14 protein-coding genes are annotated in these 19,316 nt (G+C 59.3%); 10 read left to right on the forward strand and 4 right to left on the reverse strand.

The features are described from left to right. Positions 1–68: 68 nt before the first annotated feature. Entirely contained in the window at positions 69–398 is a 330-nt protein-coding gene (locus AAE514_RS02675) for a rhodanese-like domain-containing protein (RefSeq protein WP_347329960.1), read from the reverse strand. 62 nt (positions 399–460) lie between these two features. Next, entirely contained in the window at positions 461–892 is a 432-nt protein-coding gene (locus AAE514_RS02680; RefSeq protein WP_347329961.1) for a CBS domain-containing protein, read from the reverse strand. 393 nt (positions 893–1,285) lie between these two features. Here AAE514_RS02680 and AAE514_RS02685 point away from each other — a divergent pair, with 393 nt between their 5' ends. After that, the gene (locus AAE514_RS02685; protein ID WP_347329962.1) at positions 1,286–2,023 is read left to right on the forward strand and encodes a hypothetical protein; all 738 of its coding nucleotides are present in this window, start codon (positions 1,286–1,288) and stop codon (positions 2,021–2,023) included. A gap of 44 nt (positions 2,024–2,067) precedes the next feature. Here the strand turns inward: AAE514_RS02685 and AAE514_RS02690 are convergent, their stop codons facing one another. Continuing rightward, entirely contained in the window at positions 2,068–4,398 is a 2,331-nt protein-coding gene (locus tag AAE514_RS02690; protein WP_347329963.1) for a Tex family protein, read from the reverse strand. A 173-nt stretch (positions 4,399–4,571) separates the two neighbouring features. Here AAE514_RS02690 and AAE514_RS02695 point away from each other — a divergent pair, with 173 nt between their 5' ends. The 9 genes from AAE514_RS02695 to AAE514_RS02735 all read left to right on the forward strand — a co-directional run bounded on the left by AAE514_RS02695 (position 4,572) and on the right by AAE514_RS02735 (position 18,439). Continuing rightward, entirely contained in the window at positions 4,572–4,949 is a 378-nt protein-coding gene (locus AAE514_RS02695) for a GntR family transcriptional regulator (protein WP_347329964.1), read from the forward strand. Further along, complete coding sequence (locus AAE514_RS02700) at positions 4,946–5,830, forward strand: ABC transporter ATP-binding protein (RefSeq protein WP_347329965.1); 885 nt, start codon at positions 4,946–4,948, stop codon at positions 5,828–5,830. Before AAE514_RS02695 ends, AAE514_RS02700 begins: the two co-directional genes overlap by 4 nt. Next, positions 5,830–6,771: a hypothetical protein gene (locus AAE514_RS02705; RefSeq protein ID WP_347329966.1), complete on the forward strand. Its 942-nt coding sequence runs from the start codon at positions 5,830–5,832 to the stop codon at positions 6,769–6,771. The genes AAE514_RS02700 and AAE514_RS02705 overlap by 1 nt, the downstream gene beginning before the upstream one ends. 101 nt (positions 6,772–6,872) lie before the next feature. Next, positions 6,873–8,177: an efflux RND transporter periplasmic adaptor subunit gene (locus AAE514_RS02710; protein ID WP_347329967.1), complete on the forward strand. Its 1,305-nt coding sequence runs from the start codon at positions 6,873–6,875 to the stop codon at positions 8,175–8,177. Continuing rightward, the gene (locus AAE514_RS02715; RefSeq protein ID WP_347329968.1) at positions 8,174–11,335 is read left to right on the forward strand and encodes an efflux RND transporter permease subunit; all 3,162 of its coding nucleotides are present in this window, start codon (positions 8,174–8,176) and stop codon (positions 11,333–11,335) included. The genes AAE514_RS02710 and AAE514_RS02715 overlap by 4 nt, the downstream gene beginning before the upstream one ends. Then, complete coding sequence (locus tag AAE514_RS02720) at positions 11,319–11,633, forward strand: DUF3144 domain-containing protein (protein WP_347329969.1); 315 nt, start codon at positions 11,319–11,321, stop codon at positions 11,631–11,633. Before AAE514_RS02715 ends, AAE514_RS02720 begins: the two co-directional genes overlap by 17 nt. A 275-nt stretch (positions 11,634–11,908) precedes the next feature. Beyond that, on the forward strand, positions 11,909–12,898 hold the full coding sequence (locus tag AAE514_RS02725; RefSeq protein WP_347329970.1) for a lipid A deacylase LpxR family protein: 990 nt from the start codon (positions 11,909–11,911) through the stop codon (positions 12,896–12,898). 32 nt (positions 12,899–12,930) lie between these two features. Further along, positions 12,931–14,223 carry a glycosyltransferase gene (locus AAE514_RS02730; RefSeq protein ID WP_347329971.1) on the forward strand — a complete coding sequence of 431 codons (1,293 nt, stop codon included), beginning with the start codon at positions 12,931–12,933 and terminating at the stop codon, positions 14,221–14,223. 310 nt (positions 14,224–14,533) lie between these two features. Continuing rightward, positions 14,534–18,439, forward strand: a complete 3,906-nt coding sequence (locus AAE514_RS02735) for a pectate lyase family protein (protein ID WP_347329972.1) — start codon at positions 14,534–14,536, stop codon at positions 18,437–18,439. Positions 18,440–18,537: 98 nt separating this feature from the next. On the opposite strand, the gene AAE514_RS02740 is transcribed toward AAE514_RS02735, so the two are convergent. Further along, positions 18,538–19,308, reverse strand: a complete 771-nt coding sequence (locus AAE514_RS02740; RefSeq protein ID WP_347329973.1) for a lysophospholipid acyltransferase family protein — start codon at positions 19,306–19,308, stop codon at positions 18,538–18,540. Between the last annotated feature and the right edge of the window lie 8 nt (positions 19,309–19,316).

The following is a 19,316-nucleotide window of genomic DNA, read 5'->3' on the forward strand; positions in this document are numbered from 1 at the left end:
ACCCACAAAAAAACGGAGCGGCGCACGCCGCTCCGTTGCTTGGAGTGTTCGAAGGGGCCGGAAGCCGGTTAAGCCGCCTTCCGTTTCTTTTCAAACCAGTCTTTGGTGCCGCCCTCGTAGTCAAAGACGCTGGTAAAGCCGGCCTCCTCCAGTTTGCGGGCGGCCTGCGGTGAGGCGTCACAGTCAAAGTTCGCACAATAAACGACGACTTTGCGCTGTTTGTCGCCCACCACTTTAGCGGCTACCTTCTCGAAGTCATCGTCATCCACCGGGACGTTGATGGAGGTGCGAATGTGCGCTTGGTTAAACGCGTCGTTGGGTAGCACGTTGATGAGCACGAAGTCCTCGTGCTCGGTTTCATTCATGATTTTCAATTCATCGCGACTAATGGCTTGCATAGTGACCTCCCGCGTTTTCTATGCAAATGATTGGGGCCGAGTGGCATCGAACGGCGGACCGATTAGGCCGCCTTCGAGGCGATGGCCTCGGCGGTTTTCTCAGCCAGCTGTGCTTCGCGGTGGCGAAGAATGTCACCCAGACTAATGACGCCTCTGAGCTGTTTCTCGTCCGGGTTATTGAGTACCACCAAGCGATAGATTTGCTGCTTTTGCATGCGCTCTGCGGCCTCCTCTAGGCTGTCACCTTCAAAGCAGTACAGCACTTGATGAGTTTCCGCCCGTTCTACCGGTGTCTGGTCTGGGTTCCAGCCTTCGGCCAGCGCCCGGACGACCAAGTCCCGGTCAGTGACCACGCCTTCCAGCCGGCCTTCGGTTTCGGTACCGATGGCCAGAAAGCCGCAGTCCAACTCTTTCATGCGACGAGCGGCATCACTAAGGCTGGCAGTGGGCGCAATAAATTCACAGGATGGAGTCATAACGTCTCGAACTTGCATAACAACCTCCTTTCATTTCGTACCGGCCGGTTAGAAATTCAGTTGCTAGAACAAGGCCTACCGGCCGATGAAACAAGTGTCGAAAACGCCGACGTCAAAAAGGCAAGTCGCGCAAGCGACGTTTGGCGTCGGCATTAAGCCGACTTCTCATTTGCCTTGTACTTACTTACTATAGACCCGGTCTTGTCCTGTGTGTTCCGATCAGAACAAGACGGTTCATCAGGTAATCTCACTATAAAAGCAAAGAATAAAAAGGCTCGTCTCTCGGCCGTGGTTGGGAACCTGGTTCTCTGCGGGTGTGACGGTTAACGGATTCCGTTAAAATGCGACCCGATTCGCCGGGCTTCGATGGCTCGATTTCGGTGCCCGTCCCTCTCCAAATGGAGCGCTTCCATGCAATGCCCCAAGTGCCAACAGCCGCGCACTGAACAGCAGACGACCTGCAGCCAGTGTGGGCTGGTATTTCACAAATACGATGACTACCTGCGCCGCAAAGAAAACTTGGCTCAACCCGCTTCGCGTTCGGAGCTTCGCGAACGACTGATCGCACTGAGGGGCTCTCTTGCCGTGCCCACACCGTCCATGGATCGCTACCTGGGCGGTTACCTGGTGCTGTGGGGGCTGTTTGGGGTGTGGGGCTTGAGTTACATGGTACTGAGTGTGGAGGAGCTTGGGCGCGGTTTTCACTTTATGCACCAGGTGAACCTGCCGTTTCACGAGGCCGGCCACGTTATATTTGGTTTTCTGGGTCAATTTATCGGGTCACTGGGAGGTACCCTGGGGCAGCTCGCCATTCCAATCATCTGTGGTGTGGCGCTCCTGAAAACCCGCCAGGACACTTTCGGTGCGAGCCTGTGTCTGTGGTGGTTTGGCCAGAACTTTCTGGATATTGCACCCTATATGGCGGACGCCCGGGCGGGCGAGCTGCCCTTGCTGGGTGGCAACTACGGTAAGTCCTCGCCCTATGGCTTTCACGACTGGGAGTATCTTCTCGGTGAGACCGGCCTATTGGCGTACGATCAGACCCTGGCCGCCCTCGTACAGAACCTGGGTCGGTTGATTATGCTGGTAGCGATGCTTTGGGGCGGTTATTTGTTGTGGCGGGCACACCGGGATAAAAGCAACCGCTGAGCCCGCCCGGTTTTGCAAACCCGGGCGGGCCCAATGGGTGGTAGTTACTTTTTCTTCATCGCCTCCTGTAGCAGCGCGCCCATGCTGCCCAGTGCCGCTCCTTGGCCGCCACCTTGGCGACTCTTCTGGCCGCCCTGGTTCTTGTGGGGCGCGCGGCGGGAGCCGCCCTTGGGGCCTTCGGTTTTCTCACCGGGTTCATCATCCAGGCGCATGGACAGACCGATGCGTTTGCGGGGCACATCCACCTCCATCACTTTCACCTTCACCACGTCTCCGGCCTTCACCACTTCGCGTGGGTCTTTAACAAAGGTGTTCGACAGGGCGGAGATGTGGACCAAGCCGTCCTGGTGGACACCGATATCGACAAAGGCGCCGAAGTTAGTGACGTTGGTCACCGAGCCTTCCAGAATCATGCTCGGCTCCAAATCCTTAATGGTCTCCACGCCTTCCTGGAACTGGGCGGTTTTGAATTCCGGGCGCGGGTCGCGGCCGGGTTTGTCCAGCTCGCCGATGATATCGGTGATGGTGGGTACGCCGAACTTTTCGTCGGTGTAATCGGCCGCCTTCAGGCTGCGAAGAAATGCGGAGTCCCCGATCAGCCCCTTCACTTCCCGGGCGTTAATCTGCGCGATTTTCTCCACCACGGTGTAGGCTTCCGGGTGAACGCCGGAGGCATCCAGTGGGTTGTCGCCACCGGCGATGCGCAAAAAGCCCGCCGCCTGCTCAAAGGTTTTATCGCCCAAGCGCGGCACCTTTTTAAGCTGGGCGCGGGAGCGAATCACGCCGTTGGCGTTGCGGAACTCCACAATGTTATTGGCCAGGGTCTGGTTGAGGCCGGAGACGCGTGCCAGTAGCGGGGCCGAAGCGGTGTTTACTTCCACGCCCACGGCGTTTACACAGTCTTCCACCACGGCATTCAGTTCCCGCGCGAGCTGGGTTTGGGAAACGTCGTGCTGGTATTGGCCCACACCGATGGATTTGGGGTCGATTTTCACCAGTTCAGCCAGCGGGTCTTGCAGCCGGCGGGCGATAGAGATGGCCCCGCGAATGGTCACATCCAGGTCCGGGAATTCCTTGGCGGCAAACTCCGAGGCGGAGTACACCGAGGCGCCGGACTCGTTCACCATGACGCCCTTGGCATTCAGGTCGCTGTGCTTTTTCAAGACGTCCTGAACAAACTTTTCGGTTTCCCGGGAGGCGGTACCGTTGCCGATGGCGATCAACGCCACGTCGTACTTCTTACAAAACTGAACGATTTTGGCTTCCGCTTCGGCCATTTTAAATTGCGGCGCCGTGGGGAAAATGGCCCCGTGGTCGAGCACTTTGCCGGTGGCGTCCACCACGGCGACTTTTACCCCGGTGCGCAGGCCGGGGTCCAGGCCGATGGTGGCCTTCTGGCCGGCGGGAGCCGCCAGCAGCAAGTCTTTCAGGTTGGCGGCGAAGACTTTGATGGCGGCCTCTTCGGCCTTCTCGCGAAGCTCGCTCAGCAGGTCGGTTTCCAGGTGGGTAAGCAGCTTGACCCGCCAGGTCCAGCGCACCACCTCGCCCAGCCATTTGTCGCTCGCTCGGCCCTGGTCGCGAATATCCCAGTGCTCCGCCACCATGCCCTCACAGGGGTGGGCGGCGCTGCGGTCTTCTTCATTGCCCAGGGTGAGTGCGAGGTTGAGAATGCCCTCGTTGCGCCCCCGGAACATGGCCAGCGCCCGGTGGGAAGGTACGCTTTTGAGGGGTTCCTCGTGCTCGAAATAGTCCCGGAATTTCTGCACTTCCTGGGACTGGTCGCTGTCCTTCCCCGGGGCCACTCGGGCGCTCAGTTGGGCTTCCTGGTACAGGAAGTGGCGCAACTTACCCAGCAGCGCCGCATCCTCGCTGAAACGCTCCATGAGAATAAACTTGGCGCCATCCAGAGCGGCTTTGGTGTCCTCAATTTTGTGCTCGGGGTTGAGGAATTTCGCCGCTTCGGTTTCGGGGTTCAGTGTGGGGTCTGCCTGAAGGGCATCGGCCAGGGGTTCCAGGCCGGCTTCGATGGCGATTTGGCCCTTGGTGCGGCGCTTGGGTTTGTAGGGGAGGTAGAGGTCTTCCAAGCGGGTTTTGGTGTCCGCCGCCTTGATGTCCCGCTCCAGCTCCGGGGTGAGCTTCTCCTGCTCGGCAATGCTTTTGAGAATGGTCTCGCGCCGGTCCTCCATCTCCCTCAGGTAGCGCAGCCGCTCCTCCAGAGTCCGCATTTGGGTATCGTCCAGGCCTCCGGTTACCTCTTTTCGATAACGGGAGATAAACGGCACGGTGGCGCCCTCGTCGAGCAGGGCGACGGCGGCGGCGACTTGGGGTTCCCGACAGTTGAGCTCGTCGGCAATACGCTGAGCGATGCTGGTCATAACGGCACCTGGGTTGTCCATTAATTAGGGTTACAGAAGCCGCTCATTATCCGCAAATGCACGGCCTCGACCAGTCTTGTTTTTGCGCCGGTTTTGTGAGAGCGAAAAAAGCTTGCGCGCTCAGTTTATGGTGTTATAGTTAGGTATAACACCAGTTCACTTTGGGAGCGACCGTGACCGATCTCTGGAATGACGACCAGCCCATCTACCGCCAGCTCTACGAGCGGGTGGTGCGCCTGATTCTGCGGGGTGACTTTGCCGAGGGCGATGCCCTGCCCTCGGTGCGTCAGCTCTCGGCGGATTACCGCATCAACCACCTGACGGTCGCCAAGAGCTATCAGGCGCTGGTGGACGAGGGGCTGGTGGAGAAGCGACGGGGGCTGGGCATGTTCGTGTTGGCGGGCGCACGTGAGCGCTTACTCGCGCGCGAGCGCCAGCTGTTTCTGGAGAAGGAGCTGCCCGAGCTGATACGGCGGGCACGGGAATTGGGTATTGAGCCGGCGGTTTTGCAAGACGCCGTGATGCAACAGTGTAAGGAGAAAAGCGAATGAATACGGTGATTGAAGCCCGGGGGCTACGCAAGGCCTACGGCGATAAACCGGTACTAAAAGGGATCGACCTGACCCTGGAGCGCGGGCGCATCATGGGGCTGATTGGCCCCAACGGTGCCGGCAAAACCACCCTGCTCAAGGGGATTTTGGGCCTGGCTCCGGTGGAGGGGCACTTGCAGGTACTGGGGTTGAGCCCCCAGCGCTACCGCACGGCCTTGATGGAGCGGGTCTCGTTTATTGCCGATACCGCCATTTTGCCGGGTTGGCTGAAGGTCAGCGAGGCCTTGGCCTATATGGAGGGGGTCCACCCCCGGTTTGACCGGGCCCGGGCCGAGGGCTTTCTCGCCCGCACTGGCATCGAGCGGCGCAGCCGGGTCAAGGAACTGTCCAAGGGCATGATCACCCAGTTGCATCTGGCGCTGATTATGGCCATCGACAGTCAACTGCTGGTGCTGGATGAGCCCACCCTCGGCCTGGATATTCTCTATCGCAAACAGTTCTACACCAGCCTGCTGAATGATTACTTCGACGAGCAGAAAACCATTTTGATTACCACCCACCAAGTGGAGGAAATCGAACACCTGCTCACCGATGTGGTGTTTATCGGCGATGGCGAACTGAAGCTCAACAGTACCATGGAAGCACTGGAGCGGGACTTTGTCGAACTGCAGGTGGCGCCGGAGCAGGTGGCTCAGGCCCGTCAGCTCGGGCCGATTCACGAGCGCACCATGCTCGGTGGCGTAAGCCTGATTTACGAGGGGGTCTCCCCCCAGGTGCTCTCACCGCTGGGTGAGATTAAAACGCCGGGGCTGGCGGACCTGTTTGTTGCCAAGCTACAAACCCCCGCCCAGAAAGCCGCCAGCCAAGGGAGGGCCGCCTGATGAACCGTTTACCGATACAACTGCCGATACAGTTTCGACGAGAATTCTGGGAAACCCGCGGCAGCTTCGTGCGCACGCCCATCTGGATTGCGGTAGTGCTGGCGGCCTTACTGTTGATGGGCATGGTGACCTCAAGCTTCGAAATCAATATGGCATTGAGCGAACTGCGCCAGTCACCGGAACAATTGAACGAGCTGGAGGATGGCGCCGAGCTGGTGCAGGCCCTGATGCGGGGCGACCTCTTTAGTAATCACCCGCAAGTGTTGCGTATGGCACTGGCGGCGATTTCGATTCCTTTCGTGTTTGCCCTGCTGTTGATCAGTCAGATGTATCTGCTGGGCTGCCTTTATAGTGACCGCAAAGACAAAAGCGTGTTGTTTTGGAAGTCTCTACCGGTCTCGGAAACCCGGGTCGTCCTGACCAAGCTGGTCTTCGGGGCGCTGTTGGGCCCGGCTATCTTCCTGGTGGCCTCCCTTGCCGTGGGCTTGCTACATCTGTTGATGATGCTGGGTTTCGCCTCCTTCCAGCTGGGGGTGGAGATGCCCGGCCTGGGAACCTTGCTCAGCACGTTTATTGGCCATAGCTTGGGCCTGATGTCCGGCTGGCTGCTCTTTGCCCTATGGTTCGCCCCGTTGTTTGCGTGGCTGCTTCTGGCCTCGGCCTGGTCGCGCAAGTCTCCCTTTTTGTTGGCCTTTGGGTTGCCGGTGGCGGTCATGGTGGTGGAACTGTGGCTGCTGCGCAGCGTCAATCTTTGGAGCGCCATGTGGGAACCCTCCAAGCAAGCCTTCGAGGCCTTGGTTCAGTCCCAGCTTCGCCCCTGGGCCCTGCTGGAGCACTGGGGGAATGCGCTCCTTGCCCCGGCGTTTTGGCTCGGCGGTCTCGTCACGGCCGGGTTCACGGCAGGCGCGATTTGGCTGCGCAACTATCGCTATGAGCTGTGATACGGGGGATGACCGCTCACCCGCCGGGGCGTTGAGCCGGGCCCTCGCGGGTGCGTAAACTGGCACCGGTGTTAGGCATCACACAGTAACGGGAGACCCTCTTGAAAGCGTTTGGTTGGCTGCGGCGAGTGCCGCTGGCCGTAGTGATTCTCGCAATCGGCGTGATGGGCTTCGCGGCCCTACTGATGTTGAAACCCCGGCCGGCGCCTCACCCCGAGGCGGACCCACCCAAACCGGTGGTGGAGGTTGTCCGGGTGGCACTGGAAGACCGCGCCCTGACGGTGGAAACCCAGGGTACGGTGGCGCCACGGCGGAACATTCAATTGGTCAGCCAGGTCGGTGGCCAAATTGTGGAGGCCGCGCCGGAATTTGTCGCCGGCGGGCGTTTCGAGAAGGGGGATTGGCTGGTACGCGTGGACCGGCGCGACTACCAAAACGCCTTGGCGCGGGCGCAATCCCAGCTGCGCGAAGCCGAGCGCGTGCTCGCCGAAGAGCGCGGCCGGGCGCGACAGGCCGAGCGCGAATGGCGGGATTTGGGCAACGAACAGGCCAATGCGCTGTTCCTTCGCCAGCCCCAAATCGCCGCCGCGGAAGCGGCGGTAGAAGCGGCCCGGGCGGAGCGAAACCAGGCTCAACTCGACCTGGAGCGCACAGAAATTCGCGCGCCGTTTAGTGGTCGGGTCCGTCAGACCCAAGCCGACCTGGGGCAGTTCATCAGCCCTGGGAGCGCCATTGCCGAAATCTACGACGACGCGGTCGCCCAGGTCCGACTGCCGTTGATGGACGATCAAGCCGCCCTGCTCGCCCTGCCCTTGGGCACCGCCATTGAACCGGCCGAACGCCCGGCGGTGACACTCTCGGGCCGTGTGCTGGGAGAGCGGCACCAATGGCAGGGGACGGTGGTGCGCACCGAGGCCAGTCTGGGCGCCCAATCCCGCATGTTGCACGCCATTGCCGAAGTCCCCGAACCGTTCAATACTGAACGACACCCCGCGCCGCTGTTGATGGGCCTGTTTGTGCAGGCGGACATTGAGGGCCGAGTGCTGAATGATATTGCCTCGCTCCCCGTTACCGCCGTGTTCGAGCGCAACCGGATCTACACCGTCAGGGAGACCGAAGCCGTTGAGGGGGAAGGCGGTGAGGTCAGCCAGGAGAAAATCGTCGAAGAGAAGCGCGTTCGGGTACTGAAGTTGGACGGCGACCGGATTTGGGTCAAAGGTCCATTGAGCGAGGGCGAGGCGGTGATCGTGGACCGCCAGGGCTATGTCAGCCCGGGCGTGGCCGTGCGCTTCCCGGGGGAAGCTTCATCGTTGGAATCGCCGGACACCCAAGACCATACAGAACCCGAAACCGACGCCGAGGAGAACGTTGAGGCGCAGCCCGACCGCAGTGGAGCCGATTCATGAACCGGCTGATCCAATGGTTTGTGGAAAACCCGGTGGCGGCCAACCTGTTAATGGTGCTGATCTTCCTGGGCGCCTTGACCAGCACCGGCAAGCTGGACAAAGAAGTCTTCCCCACCGTCTCGCTGAATTTTATTGAAGTCTCCATGAGCTACCCCGGGGCCGGGCCCTCGGAGGTGGAAGAGCAGGTGGTTATCCGCATTGAGGAGGCGATCGCGGATATTGACGGCATTGAGGAGATCACCTCGGTGGCCAACCAGGGCTACGGCACGGTCACCGCCGAAGTGGTGGAAGGTTACGACCCGCAGACCGTGCTCAACGACATCAAAACCCAAGTGGATGCCATTAACACCTTTCCGGGGGCCGTGGAGCGACCGGTGACTCGGCAGCGGGTGGGCCGCAGCTTTCTGATGAGCCTGGCGCTTTACGGCGAAGTGAGCGAAGCGGCGCTTAAGGAAACTGGCCACCGGGTGCGCAACGAACTGACCCTGCTCGATAGCGTCTCCCACGTCGAACTTAACGGCACCCGACCCTACGAAATGGGCATCGAAGTGTCTGAGGAGAGTCTGCGCCGTTTCGGCCTGAGCTTTAACCAGGTGGCCCAGGCCATTTCCCAGTCCTCCCTGAACGTGCCCGCCGGTGTGATTCGGGCGCACAGCGGCGATATTCAAATCCAAACCCGCAACCAAGCGTACACCGCCGAGGATTTTGGGCGAATTCCCGTCATTACCCAGGCCGACGGTACTCAGGTGCTGTTGCGCGATGTGGCCGAAATCCGGGACGGCTTTGACGACTGGAACGTGTTTGCTCAGTTTAACGGCAAGCCGGCGGTGTTTTTGGAGCTGTCCATTACCGAACACCCGGATATTGTCGCCTCGGCGCGCGAAGTCAAAGCCTATATCGAGCGCACCCGGGAGGTACTCCCCGCCGGTTTGACCCTCCAAGTCTGGCGGGATATGTCCAAACTCTATGAAGGCCGCCTCAACCTTTTGCTGGAAAATGCCGCCACCGGGCTGATTCTGGTTTTCCTCGTGCTGATGCTCTTTTTAAGGCCCGTGCTGGCCGTTTGGGTGTGCATCGGAATTGCCACCGCCTTTGCCGGCGCCATCTGGTTGCTGCCCTATACCGGCATTAGCGTTAATATGATCTCCCTCTTCGCGTTCCTGCTGGTCCTGGGGATTGTAGTTGACGACGCCATTATTGTAGGTGAGAGTATTTACACCCGCCATCAGCAGGGCCTCAAAGGCACGGCCAGTGCGGCCAGCGGTGCCAAACGGGTCGCCACGCCGGTTTTTCTGGCGGTGACCAGCACCATTATCTTTTTCGCTCCCATGATGGTGATTCCGGGCGCCATGGGCACCGTTACGTTTGCCATCCCGGTGGTGGTTATTCTGTGCCTGGCGTTCTCGCTGGTGGAGAGTTTGTACATTCTGCCTTCCCACCTTTCCCACTTGCGGCCCGAGCGCGAAAGCCGCTGGCGAGGCCTGCGTCACCTCTCCCGTGCCCGACGCAGACTGGCGCAGGGGCTGGATGGGTTCGCCGACCGGGTATATCGGCGAGGCCTATCCCGGTTTCTGGAGCACAAGCTGGCGACCCTGGCCGGGTTTGCCGTGGCGTTCTTTTTATCCCTGGCGGTGTTCATCGGCGGCTGGTTGATCGTCAGCTTTATGCCCATGGTGCCCTCGGACTATCTGGAAGCGCGGGTGACGCTGCCCGAGGGAACGCCCTTCCACGAAACCCGCCGGATCATGCGTCAAGTGGAATCCGCCGCTTTGGAACTGGAAGCGGATGAACGGCTGACCGGTAACGGGGAGGCGGACTTTATCGACGGCATTCAGACCTGGGCCTGGGAAAATAACATCCGGGTATCGGTCGGGCTGGTGGGGGCTGAGGAGCGGGAGGTCTCCAGCCCCAATGTCAGCCGTCGCTGGCGGGCGTTGATTGGCGATATTCCAGAGGCCAAGGAATATCGGCTCGAATACACCATTAATGCCGCCGGCGACGATATCAACCTGAACTTAAGCATTGCCGACAATGACCTGGAGGCTCAGCGCCGAGCGGCGGAGAGCGTTAGTGAGGCACTGGGTACCTTTCCCGACGTCTACGACGTGGAAAACACCATTGAGGAGGCCCGGCGGGAAATCGACGTCAATCTGCGCCCCGGCGCGGAGGCCTTGGGGGTGAGCTTGCGGGAAGTGGCCGAGCAAGTACGCCAGGCCTTCTATGGCGCCGAGGTGCAGCGGATTCCGCGCGGAATTGAAGACGTTCGGGTATTGGTGCGCTACCCCAGAGAGGAGCGCAGCCATCTCTCCCAGTTAGAACGCATGCGCATCCGTCTGCCGGATGGCAGCCAAATTCCGCTTATGGAAGTGGCCGAGGTGGAATTCGTGCCGGGCTACTCGTCCATTGAGCGGCGCGATCGCAAACGCACGATTGGCATCAGCGCCAGCGTGGAAGAAGGCGGCGATGCGAACGCCATCGTCCAGGAACTGTTGCGCCGAAACCTGACCGACTGGCAACAGCAGTACCCGGGCCTGACGCTCGCGCCGGACGGCAATATGCAGGATCAAGCGGAGTTTATGAGCTCCCTGAGCAAGAATTTTCTGTTGGCGGTGCTCATTATTTACGGTCTGATGGCGGTGAATTTCCGCTCCTATTGGCAGCCGGTGGTCATTCTGACGGCTATTCCGTTCGGGTTTATGGGGGCGGTGATTGGCCACCTGATTATGGGGCGAGAGGTCAGCATGCTGTCCATGCTCGGCTTCCTGGCCTGTGCCGGGGTGGTGGTCAATGACAACCTTGTCCTGCTGGACCGAATCAACACTCTACGCCACCAGGGTTTGGCCGTGTTTGACTCGGTGCTGCAAGCCGGGCGCGACCGCTTCCGCGCCATTGTGCTGACCTCGGTGACCACCTTCATTGGCCTGGTGCCCCTCATGGCGGAACAAAGCGTGCAGGCGCGTTTTCTGATTCCCATGGTCATTTCCCTTGCCTTTGGGGTACTCTTTGCCACCACCGTGACCTTGATCCTGGTGCCGACGCTCTACCTATCCGCGCACCGCGTGGGTCAGCGTTGGCAGCGCTGGCGGCAACGCAAGGGCCGCGACGGCAATGATGACCCCAATGATTTTGACGGAGCCCTGAATGAACCAGCCCCATGACGAGGAAACTTTCTGGAACCTGGTAGACCAGTTTATTGAGCAGGCGAACGACTCGGTGGACCAAGCCGGTGACCCGGCCCTGGTGAGTGCTGCATTGCTCCAGGCCTGCTCGCGCTTCAATGCGTTTGTGGTGGCGGCCGCCTCGCTGGATCGCAAGGAATACACCGAGGAGGTGCCCTCCGCCCTCTCATTTCTGAGCAATCAGTTCCGGGAGCAATTGGAAGCGGACCTGGAAGATTATCGCGAGCATTACAAGGTGTATATCGCCAAGGATCGTCCGGACGAGTCTCTTCACTAAGGCCGCCAACAGACCCCTGAAAACCACCGGCGTTGCCGCCGTGGCGTTAGTCTGGCGTTAAACACGAGCTGCATGGCGCATGGGAACCAGTCCAGCCCACGTTTTTCAAGTGTGGGCTGGGCTGCCATTACAGTTGTTAACATGGGTTGTGGCCGGGCTCATGCTAATCTGACAGTGTTTGAACGGTTATCGATTGGCTACTTTTCCTCGTACTCACTACCCCTATTTATTGTCGGCGCCACCAAAAAGCACCGGCCCGGTTTGGAGTTGCGTCTATGCAAAAGCGGATGGCCACGGCGGTGGTGCTGACCCTGATTCTTACCTGTGGCACCACTGCCCGGGCGGATGTGGACTGGATTACTACCCTGTGGCACAACGATGTATTTCTCGATAAGGATGGGGGTGGTTATACCAACGGCCTTTATTTTTCCTGGTTCGATCTGTCCGAAAGCAGTGATAAAGACTTCAAGGCCCCCCTCCTCACCCGCCCGGTAAACCGTTGGCTAATGCCAGAATTCGACGGCCAGCTTCAGGTGAATGAGTTCACCTTTGGCCAGGCCATGATGACACCCAAAAATATTAAAAAAGCCGTCCCCGATCCGAACGATGCCCCTTATGGCGGGCTGTTGATGTTTCGCTCGGCCTATACCCTGGTGGATGAGCGTATAGCTGACACCGTCGGCGTCACCGTCGGTATCGTCGGTCCATCCTCCCGAGCGGAGGAGGCTCAAAAAGCGGTGCATAAATTGGTGGGTGCGAATGAACCCCAGGGTTGGGACTATCAAATTAAAGACGAACCCGTGGGGCAAATTAAGCGCAGTCGCGTCTGGCGCTACGGTAATGGCGATGAGCAGGGAGTGGGGACGGACCTGCTGGTAATTGGCAGCGGCGCGTTGGGGAACCTGGGCAGCGCTGTGAGCGGAGCGGTCATTGTGCGCTACGGCGCGGGCCTGGAAAGCAGCTTTGGCACGGCGGGCCAGATCATTGGCCGGGTCAGCAACCCCATGGCCATCGACAGTGGTTGGAATGTGTACGCCGGGCTTGGGGCGGATTATGTTTACAACCAGATTTTCGTCAGCGGTGGTGGACTTCGCTCCGGCCAAAGCGCCGACCTTCGCCACGATCAATACGCCTTCTATGCCGGGGCCTCCTACGCCTGGCGTTCGTTCAGCTTGACCTTGAGCTATGTGAACAACTCCAGCCTGGACATGAACTCCAGCGCACGGCAAGAGTTCGGGGCCCTTAAGCTGGGCTGGAAACTCTGATTCGCGGTGGCTGACTCTGGTAACCTAGCCGAATGAAGCACCTCGTTATTCTCGGCAGCGTCTGGCCCGAGCCCAACTCTTCCGCCGCGGGCACTCGCATGTGCCAGTTGATGGAACTGTTCCAGAACGGTGGCTGGCGCATTACCTTTGCCAGTGCCGCCCAGCCTTCCCCTCACCGGATTGATCTGACGGCCCGGTCGGTCGACGAAGCCGCCATTGAACTTAATAGCGATGGGTTTGACACCTGGTTGGCACAGCAGCGGCCGAACGCCGTTTTGTTTGATCGCTTTATGACCGAAGAACAATTTGGCTGGCGTGTCAGCCGCACCTGCCCCGAGGCGCTGCGGTTGCTGGACACCGAGGACCTGCACTGCCTGCGCGCGGCCCGCTGGGCATTAATGAAGGCCCGCTCGGCCGGCCAACCCTATACCGTCACCCCGGTGCTGGACGAGCCGCCGGCTCTGTATGAGCAGATGGTCGGCCTGGACATCACCCAAAGAGAACTGGCGTCCATATACCGCTCAGACCTGAGCCTAATGGTCTCACGCTTTGAAGTGGCGCTGCTCGTAGAGCAGTTCGGTGTGCCGGCCAATTTATTGCACACCCTGCCCATTTTTGCCCAAACGGCCCCCGCCCCCGGGTATGAGGCCCGTCGGCATTTTATTAGCATTGGTAACTTCCGCCACGCCCCTAATTGGGATGCGGTGCTCTGGCTCAAACACGAGCTCTGGCCGCGTATTCACGCGCGCCTGCCCGAGGCTGAGCTACACCTTTGCGGGGCTTACCCGCCCCCCAAGGCAACGGCATTGGAAAACCGGCGCGAGAATTTTCTGGTTAAGGGGTGGGTTGAGAACTCGCTGGCCGCCATGGCCCAGAGCCGGGTGTGCCTGGCCCCCCTGCGCTTCGGCGCCGGCATCAAAGGCAAGCTTCTGGATGCGATGGCGACGGGCACGCCCAGTGTTACCACCACCATAGGAGCGGAGTCCATGGCACCGAGCGAGCACTGGCCGGGCCGCGTGGCCAATACCGCGGAGGCCTTGTGCGATGCCGCCGTGACTCTGTACCGGGACAAGCAGGCCTGGCTCCAGGCCCACCGCCAAGCGGCTGAGACCCTGACCCAGGGTTTTTCTCAAGAGTGTTATGAGCCGGATTTTATGGCTCTCATTCAGGCGTTGGAGGACGCGTTGGATGCCCACCGAAAGACAAACTTCGTCGGTACCATGCTGCGTCACCATCAGCACCGCAGTACTCAGTACATGAGCCAATGGATCGATGCCAAAAACCGACTGCAGCAACAAGAACGGTTAAACGACGTCTTCGAGTGACGTCATCCCCTGGCAATAACCTCCGCAACACTACCTCTTAATATATAAGTATTTCCTCATTTCAATTCCATCTGCCCAACGAAGAGTTCCGCGCAACCCTTCGCCCACGCCCTTGTTATCATTATTCCACATATAAATGATATTTCATATCACAAAGTAATTTAGGATGAGGGTTTCCTTAGCGCTTAGTTGTGATCAGCGTCTCGCTTTTGGCGGCAGGGTTTGTGGTTGAATGCCGCCGTGAAGAGAAGGGAGCTTTGTCGAACGGATGCGATCACTACACCTATAACGTTACATAAGGTTTAGCATCATGAAGAAAATCAACCACCCCGGGCGCATCGGGCGATACGCCTCGGCGCTTTTCTGTGCGACCGCGCTATCCTCAGCCATCGCCTCCGCCCAAACGGGCACCAACCTGGCACTCGGTGCCGGAGCCGACGGGTCCAGTAAAGGCAGTGGCTCCTACGGCAACGTCATTGACGGCAACCTGGGCAGCTATTGGCAGCCGGCCTCCTCCAATGACGAGCGCATTGGTGTAAAAAATATGGACGCCAGCTTCAATACCGTAGTGATTCGTGAATTAAACGATGCCACTACGAGCTGGCGCCTTGAAAACCATGAAACCGGCGAGGTGTTGGCCAGCGGCACCACCTTGGGGGCAGAGCGCGTTATTACCGGTTTCGGCGATCAAAACCTTTACAAGGTTAACTTGGTGATTGAAACCGCCACCCAGGCCCCCCAAATTGCCGAGTTCGAAGTGTACAGCGCTTCCGGATCGGTGAGCTCCAGCAGCGCCTCTGAAACCGCTTCGAGCTCGCAAAACAGTGAGTCTTCCGAGGCGGCCAGTGAACCGGCGGCGGGCCAGCAATGCAACTGGTGGGGCACGACCTACCCCCTGTGCGAAGAGACTCAAAGTGGCTGGGGCTGGGAGAACAGCGAGAGCTGCATTTCCGCTAGCACCTGTCAGTCACAGCCGGACCCTTACGGCATCGTCGGGGAATCCAGTAGCGAGAGTTCTAGCGAAAGCTCCAGTGAGAGCTCGAGTGAAAGCTCCCAGGTAACCAGTTCCGCCAGCTCCTCCGAGTCCTCCTCGGTCAGTTCGTCCAGCAGTTCCAGCGCCGACAGCTCGAGTGACGATAGTTCGAGTGCCCATAGTTCGAGTGAAGGTAACGGGAGCCCCGGTCAGCCGCTCTCCTGCGAACAAGCCAATACCGTGCAAGGTTTTGCGGCCATGGGCAACGGCACTACCGGCGGCCAGGGCGGTACTGAAGTCACCGTCAGCACCGGCGCCGATCTCGCCGCGGCCCTGGATAACAAAGGCAGTGAACCGCTCACCATTTATGTGAACGGCACCATCACGCCAGAGAACTCCGGTGTGAGCAAGTTTGATATCAAGGACATGAACGATGTGTCCATTATCGGGGTGGGAGACAAGGCCCTGTTCGACGGCATCGGCATCAAGATTTGGCGGGCGAACAATGTGATTGTGCGCAATGTCACCATGCGCTATGTCCGCATCGGCGATAAGGACCACATCACCCTCGACGGCCCCTCCAGCAATATCTGGATCGACCACAACACCTTCTACAATTCCCTGGATGTGGACAAGGACTACTACGACGAGCTGGTCAGCGGTAAGGGCGAGATCGACAACATCACCGTCAGCTACAACGTGCTGCGTGACAGCTGGAAGACCTCCCTGTGGGGCAGCAGCGACGGCGACGACTTCCACCGCCGGGTAACCTTCTGGGGCAACCACTGGGAGAACGCCAACTCCCGCCTGCCGCTGTTCCGCTTCGGCGAAGGGCACGTGGTCAACAACTACTACGACGGCATCCACAGCACCGGCATTAATTCCCGCATGGGCGCGACCCTGCGTGTGGAAGGTAACGTCTTCGAAAACGCTCAAAACCCGATTGTTTCCTTCTACAGCGACGACATCGGTTACTGGGATGTGGAAGACAACCTCTTCACCAACATCACCTGGGAAGAAGGCTCCGGCGGTGACGTTATTGCCGGGCCGGACGTGCAGTCCACTACCAGCTACGTGCCGCCCTACGGCTACAGCCGGCTGTTTGCCGCGGATACGAAAGCCCACGTGCTGGCCAATGCCGGTGCCAATATCGTTAGCGACTGTCTCGATGCACCGGTCTCCGGTGGTGGCGGTGAAAATTCCTCCAGCTCTAGCAGCAGCGAGAGCAGTGCACCGTCCAGCGCTTCAAGCAGTGAGGCTTCCTCTTCTCCCGATAACGGCAGTCAGGAGCCTGGCGAACTGGGCACTAACCTGGCCCTGGGCGGCGGTGCCGACGGCAGCAGCAAAGGCGACGGTAGCAGCTTCGGCAACGTCAACGATGGCAGCCGGGCCAGCTACTGGGAGCCGGCGGGCACCAGCGGCGAGCGCGTGGGTGTGAAAAACTTCAGCGGCACTTTCAACACCGTGATCATTCGCGAGTTGAACGGGGCCACCAACAGCTGGCGCTTGGAAGATCACGACACCAACGAAGTGCTGGCCAGTGGCTCCAGCCTGGGAAGCGAGCGGGTGATTACCGGCTTTGGCGACAGGAACCTGTACAAGGTTAACCTGATTATCGAAAGCGCCACCCGCGCGCCGCGCATTGCCGAGTTCGAAGTCTACAATGCCAGCGGTGATGTGTCCGGTGGGACTTCTTCCAGTACCAGTAGCTCTGAGAGCAGCTCCTCCAGCGAGGGCGGTCACAACGGTAACGGCTCCAGTGAGTCGTCTTCCTCCAGCGACAGCAGCCACTCCAGCAGCAATGGTGGCACGCCGCCGAACTACGCCGGCCCGATCAGCAACGGTTGTATTGAGTTGGTGACCGACCCGAGCGTCAACTGGCGCGATGGCGCGCTGCAGAGCGACCAGGAAATTGTCGAATGCCTGTCCCAGACCCTGGGTCGGCCGGTGGGCTACGGTGAAAACGCCCTGGGTGGCTACGATCCCAACGGCAACAGCACCCTGACCGTGATCACCAAAAATGGCGGGACCTCCGTGGAGCAGCAGTTGTTTGATGCGGTTACCAGTGACGAGCACCACTGGGTGGTTTTCGACAAGTCCGACTTTGCCGGCGAGTCCGAAGTGGCCATGTACCGTCTGCAGTGCGACGATGCTGATGTGCAGAGCGCCATCGGTGGCAGCGAAGCCGAGTGCGTGGACTATCACCAATGGTGTGACAACAATGGTTATGGTAGTCACGACGCCTGTATGGACGAGTTCTTCAACAACCGGCTGAACGATAACGATCTACCCATCAGGAACATCGTCTTGGGTGCGAACACCACTATCGATGGCCGCATGAGCGATGCCTACTTCCGCTTCAACGGTTTTGCCATTGGCAGCGACAGTTCCGGTCAACCGGTGAAAACCTCCGATAACGTGATTCTGACCCACCTGAGCTTCCTGGGCGCGGGCCACACCGAAGACCACGGTCTGGACCCGGACATGATTCGAGCCACCGGTGCCTCCAGCGATATCTGGATTCACAAAAACACCTTCGACACCACCGGCGACTCCGCCTTTGATGTGAAGGTCGGTGCCTACGACATCACCATGTCATTCAACGAAGTGCGCAATGTGAAACGCGCCTCTCTGCACGGCTCCAGCGACAGCCGCGAAATCAACGCGCAGATTCGCACCACCATGCACAACAACGCGTTTGTGACCGACGATAACCACTACGACAGCCTGGGCAACACCGGCCGCCGCGTACCCTTGATCCGTCGCGGCACCTCGCACATGTTCAACAACGTCTTCGTGAACTATCGCAAAGACATTCTGAGCGTGCGCGTCGGTGCGGACCTGTTGTGGGAAGACAATATGGTGGTAGTCAATCAGATTCACCAGGAAAAGGACGATGTCAACGATGCGCTGGGCGAGTTGTCTGAAAATCTGACCCGGGATGTGGACGGCGGTAATTACCGCGCCGAGGGCGTTTACCTATGGTTTGCCGATGGCGCCTGTGAACTGAACGCCAGCACGCAAACGCCGCTGACCGATGCCTCGGGCAGTGTGGGCAATCTGGCTCAGGATTATTCCGGCGCGTCGCAGTCGACCATTAGTGACTTCCGCCTGGATGCCGGTCAGGATCTGGTGGATTATGTCAGTGCCACGGCGGGTAAGCACGGTGAGCTGCCGTTCACTTCGCCGCTGGCCGGTGATATTTATTATGTACTGAGCCTGGGCAAGGTGCCCTGCCAGTAACATAACCAGTTAGCGAGTCCCCTCGCGTTTTGGGCCGGCACTATGCCGGCCTTTTTTTATACATGCTTTCCACAGCACGTTTTGTTCGTGCAGAATGTTTATTCGGGGGTTTCTTCAAGCCAAGGACGTTTACCATCTTTGCGGCCGACCGGAAGCGTCTTCACCGTCGACTCGATCCACTCCCTTACCTCCTCCGTCAGCTGCTTGCGATCCTTGCCCTCACTGTAAATCGGCGCCCCAATAACCATCGTGATCGTCCCCGGGTGCTTGAGATAATCCTTGTGCGGCCAGCATTCCGCCCCGTTGTGCGCGATCGGAATGATCGGGCGGCCAGTGGCGCAGGCGATGTCCGCCCCGCTGCGAGCATAGGTGCCGGACGTGCCCGGCGCCGTGCGGGTGCCCTCGGGGAAGATCAACACATTGTTGCCCTCCTCAAGCGCTGCGATGCTCTTGGTTTTGACATCCCGCAAAGCCTGGGTTTTATTGCGCCGGTCAATGGCAATGGGTTTCATGGCCGCCAAGCCCCAACCGAAAAACGGAATACGCAATAGCTCCTTCTTGAGAATGGTGGAAATGGGCTGAAAAAACAGCTGTAAAAACAGCGTTTCCCACACGCCCTGGTGTTTTGACATCACCACGTAAGGCTGTAAATCCTTGCGGACCTCCCCCTGGACGTCAATGCGTATATTGCAGCACAGCCACAACCAGAACATCACAAAGCGGTTCCACTGATTGATCAACCGGTAACGCCAGTGGTAGGGAAGAAAGGGCCAAATCAGTGTGCTGAAGGCTCCGAAGATGACGCCCGATCCGTAGTAGCCGATATCAAAAATCGTCGTGCGGACATAGAGAAAGGCTTTATACAACACGGTGAAGA

The organism is Marinimicrobium locisalis (genome assembly GCF_039822625.1).
GTDB classification, from domain to species: domain Bacteria; phylum Pseudomonadota; class Gammaproteobacteria; order Pseudomonadales; family Cellvibrionaceae; genus Marinimicrobium; species Marinimicrobium locisalis.

Coding starts and splice junctions, on each gene's coding strand:
- AAE514_RS02675 (WP_347329960.1), bottom strand. CDS start 398: ATGCAAGCCATTAGTCGCGATGAATTGAAAATCATGAATGAAACCGAG.
- AAE514_RS02680 (WP_347329961.1), bottom strand. CDS start 892: ATGCAAGTTCGAGACGTTATGACTCCATCCTGTGAATTTATTGCGCCC.
- AAE514_RS02685 (WP_347329962.1), top strand. CDS start 1,286: ATGCAATGCCCCAAGTGCCAACAGCCGCGCACTGAACAGCAGACGACC.
- AAE514_RS02690 (WP_347329963.1), bottom strand. CDS start 4,398: ATGACCAGCATCGCTCAGCGTATTGCCGACGAGCTCAACTGTCGGGAA.
- AAE514_RS02700 (WP_347329965.1), top strand. CDS start 4,946: ATGAATACGGTGATTGAAGCCCGGGGGCTACGCAAGGCCTACGGCGAT.
- AAE514_RS02705 (WP_347329966.1), top strand. CDS start 5,830: ATGAACCGTTTACCGATACAACTGCCGATACAGTTTCGACGAGAATTC.
- AAE514_RS02715 (WP_347329968.1), top strand. CDS start 8,174: ATGAACCGGCTGATCCAATGGTTTGTGGAAAACCCGGTGGCGGCCAAC.
- AAE514_RS02720 (WP_347329969.1), top strand. CDS start 11,319: ATGAACCAGCCCCATGACGAGGAAACTTTCTGGAACCTGGTAGACCAG.
- AAE514_RS02725 (WP_347329970.1), top strand. CDS start 11,909: ATGCAAAAGCGGATGGCCACGGCGGTGGTGCTGACCCTGATTCTTACC.
- AAE514_RS02730 (WP_347329971.1), top strand. CDS start 12,931: ATGAAGCACCTCGTTATTCTCGGCAGCGTCTGGCCCGAGCCCAACTCT.
- AAE514_RS02735 (WP_347329972.1), top strand. CDS start 14,534: ATGAAGAAAATCAACCACCCCGGGCGCATCGGGCGATACGCCTCGGCG.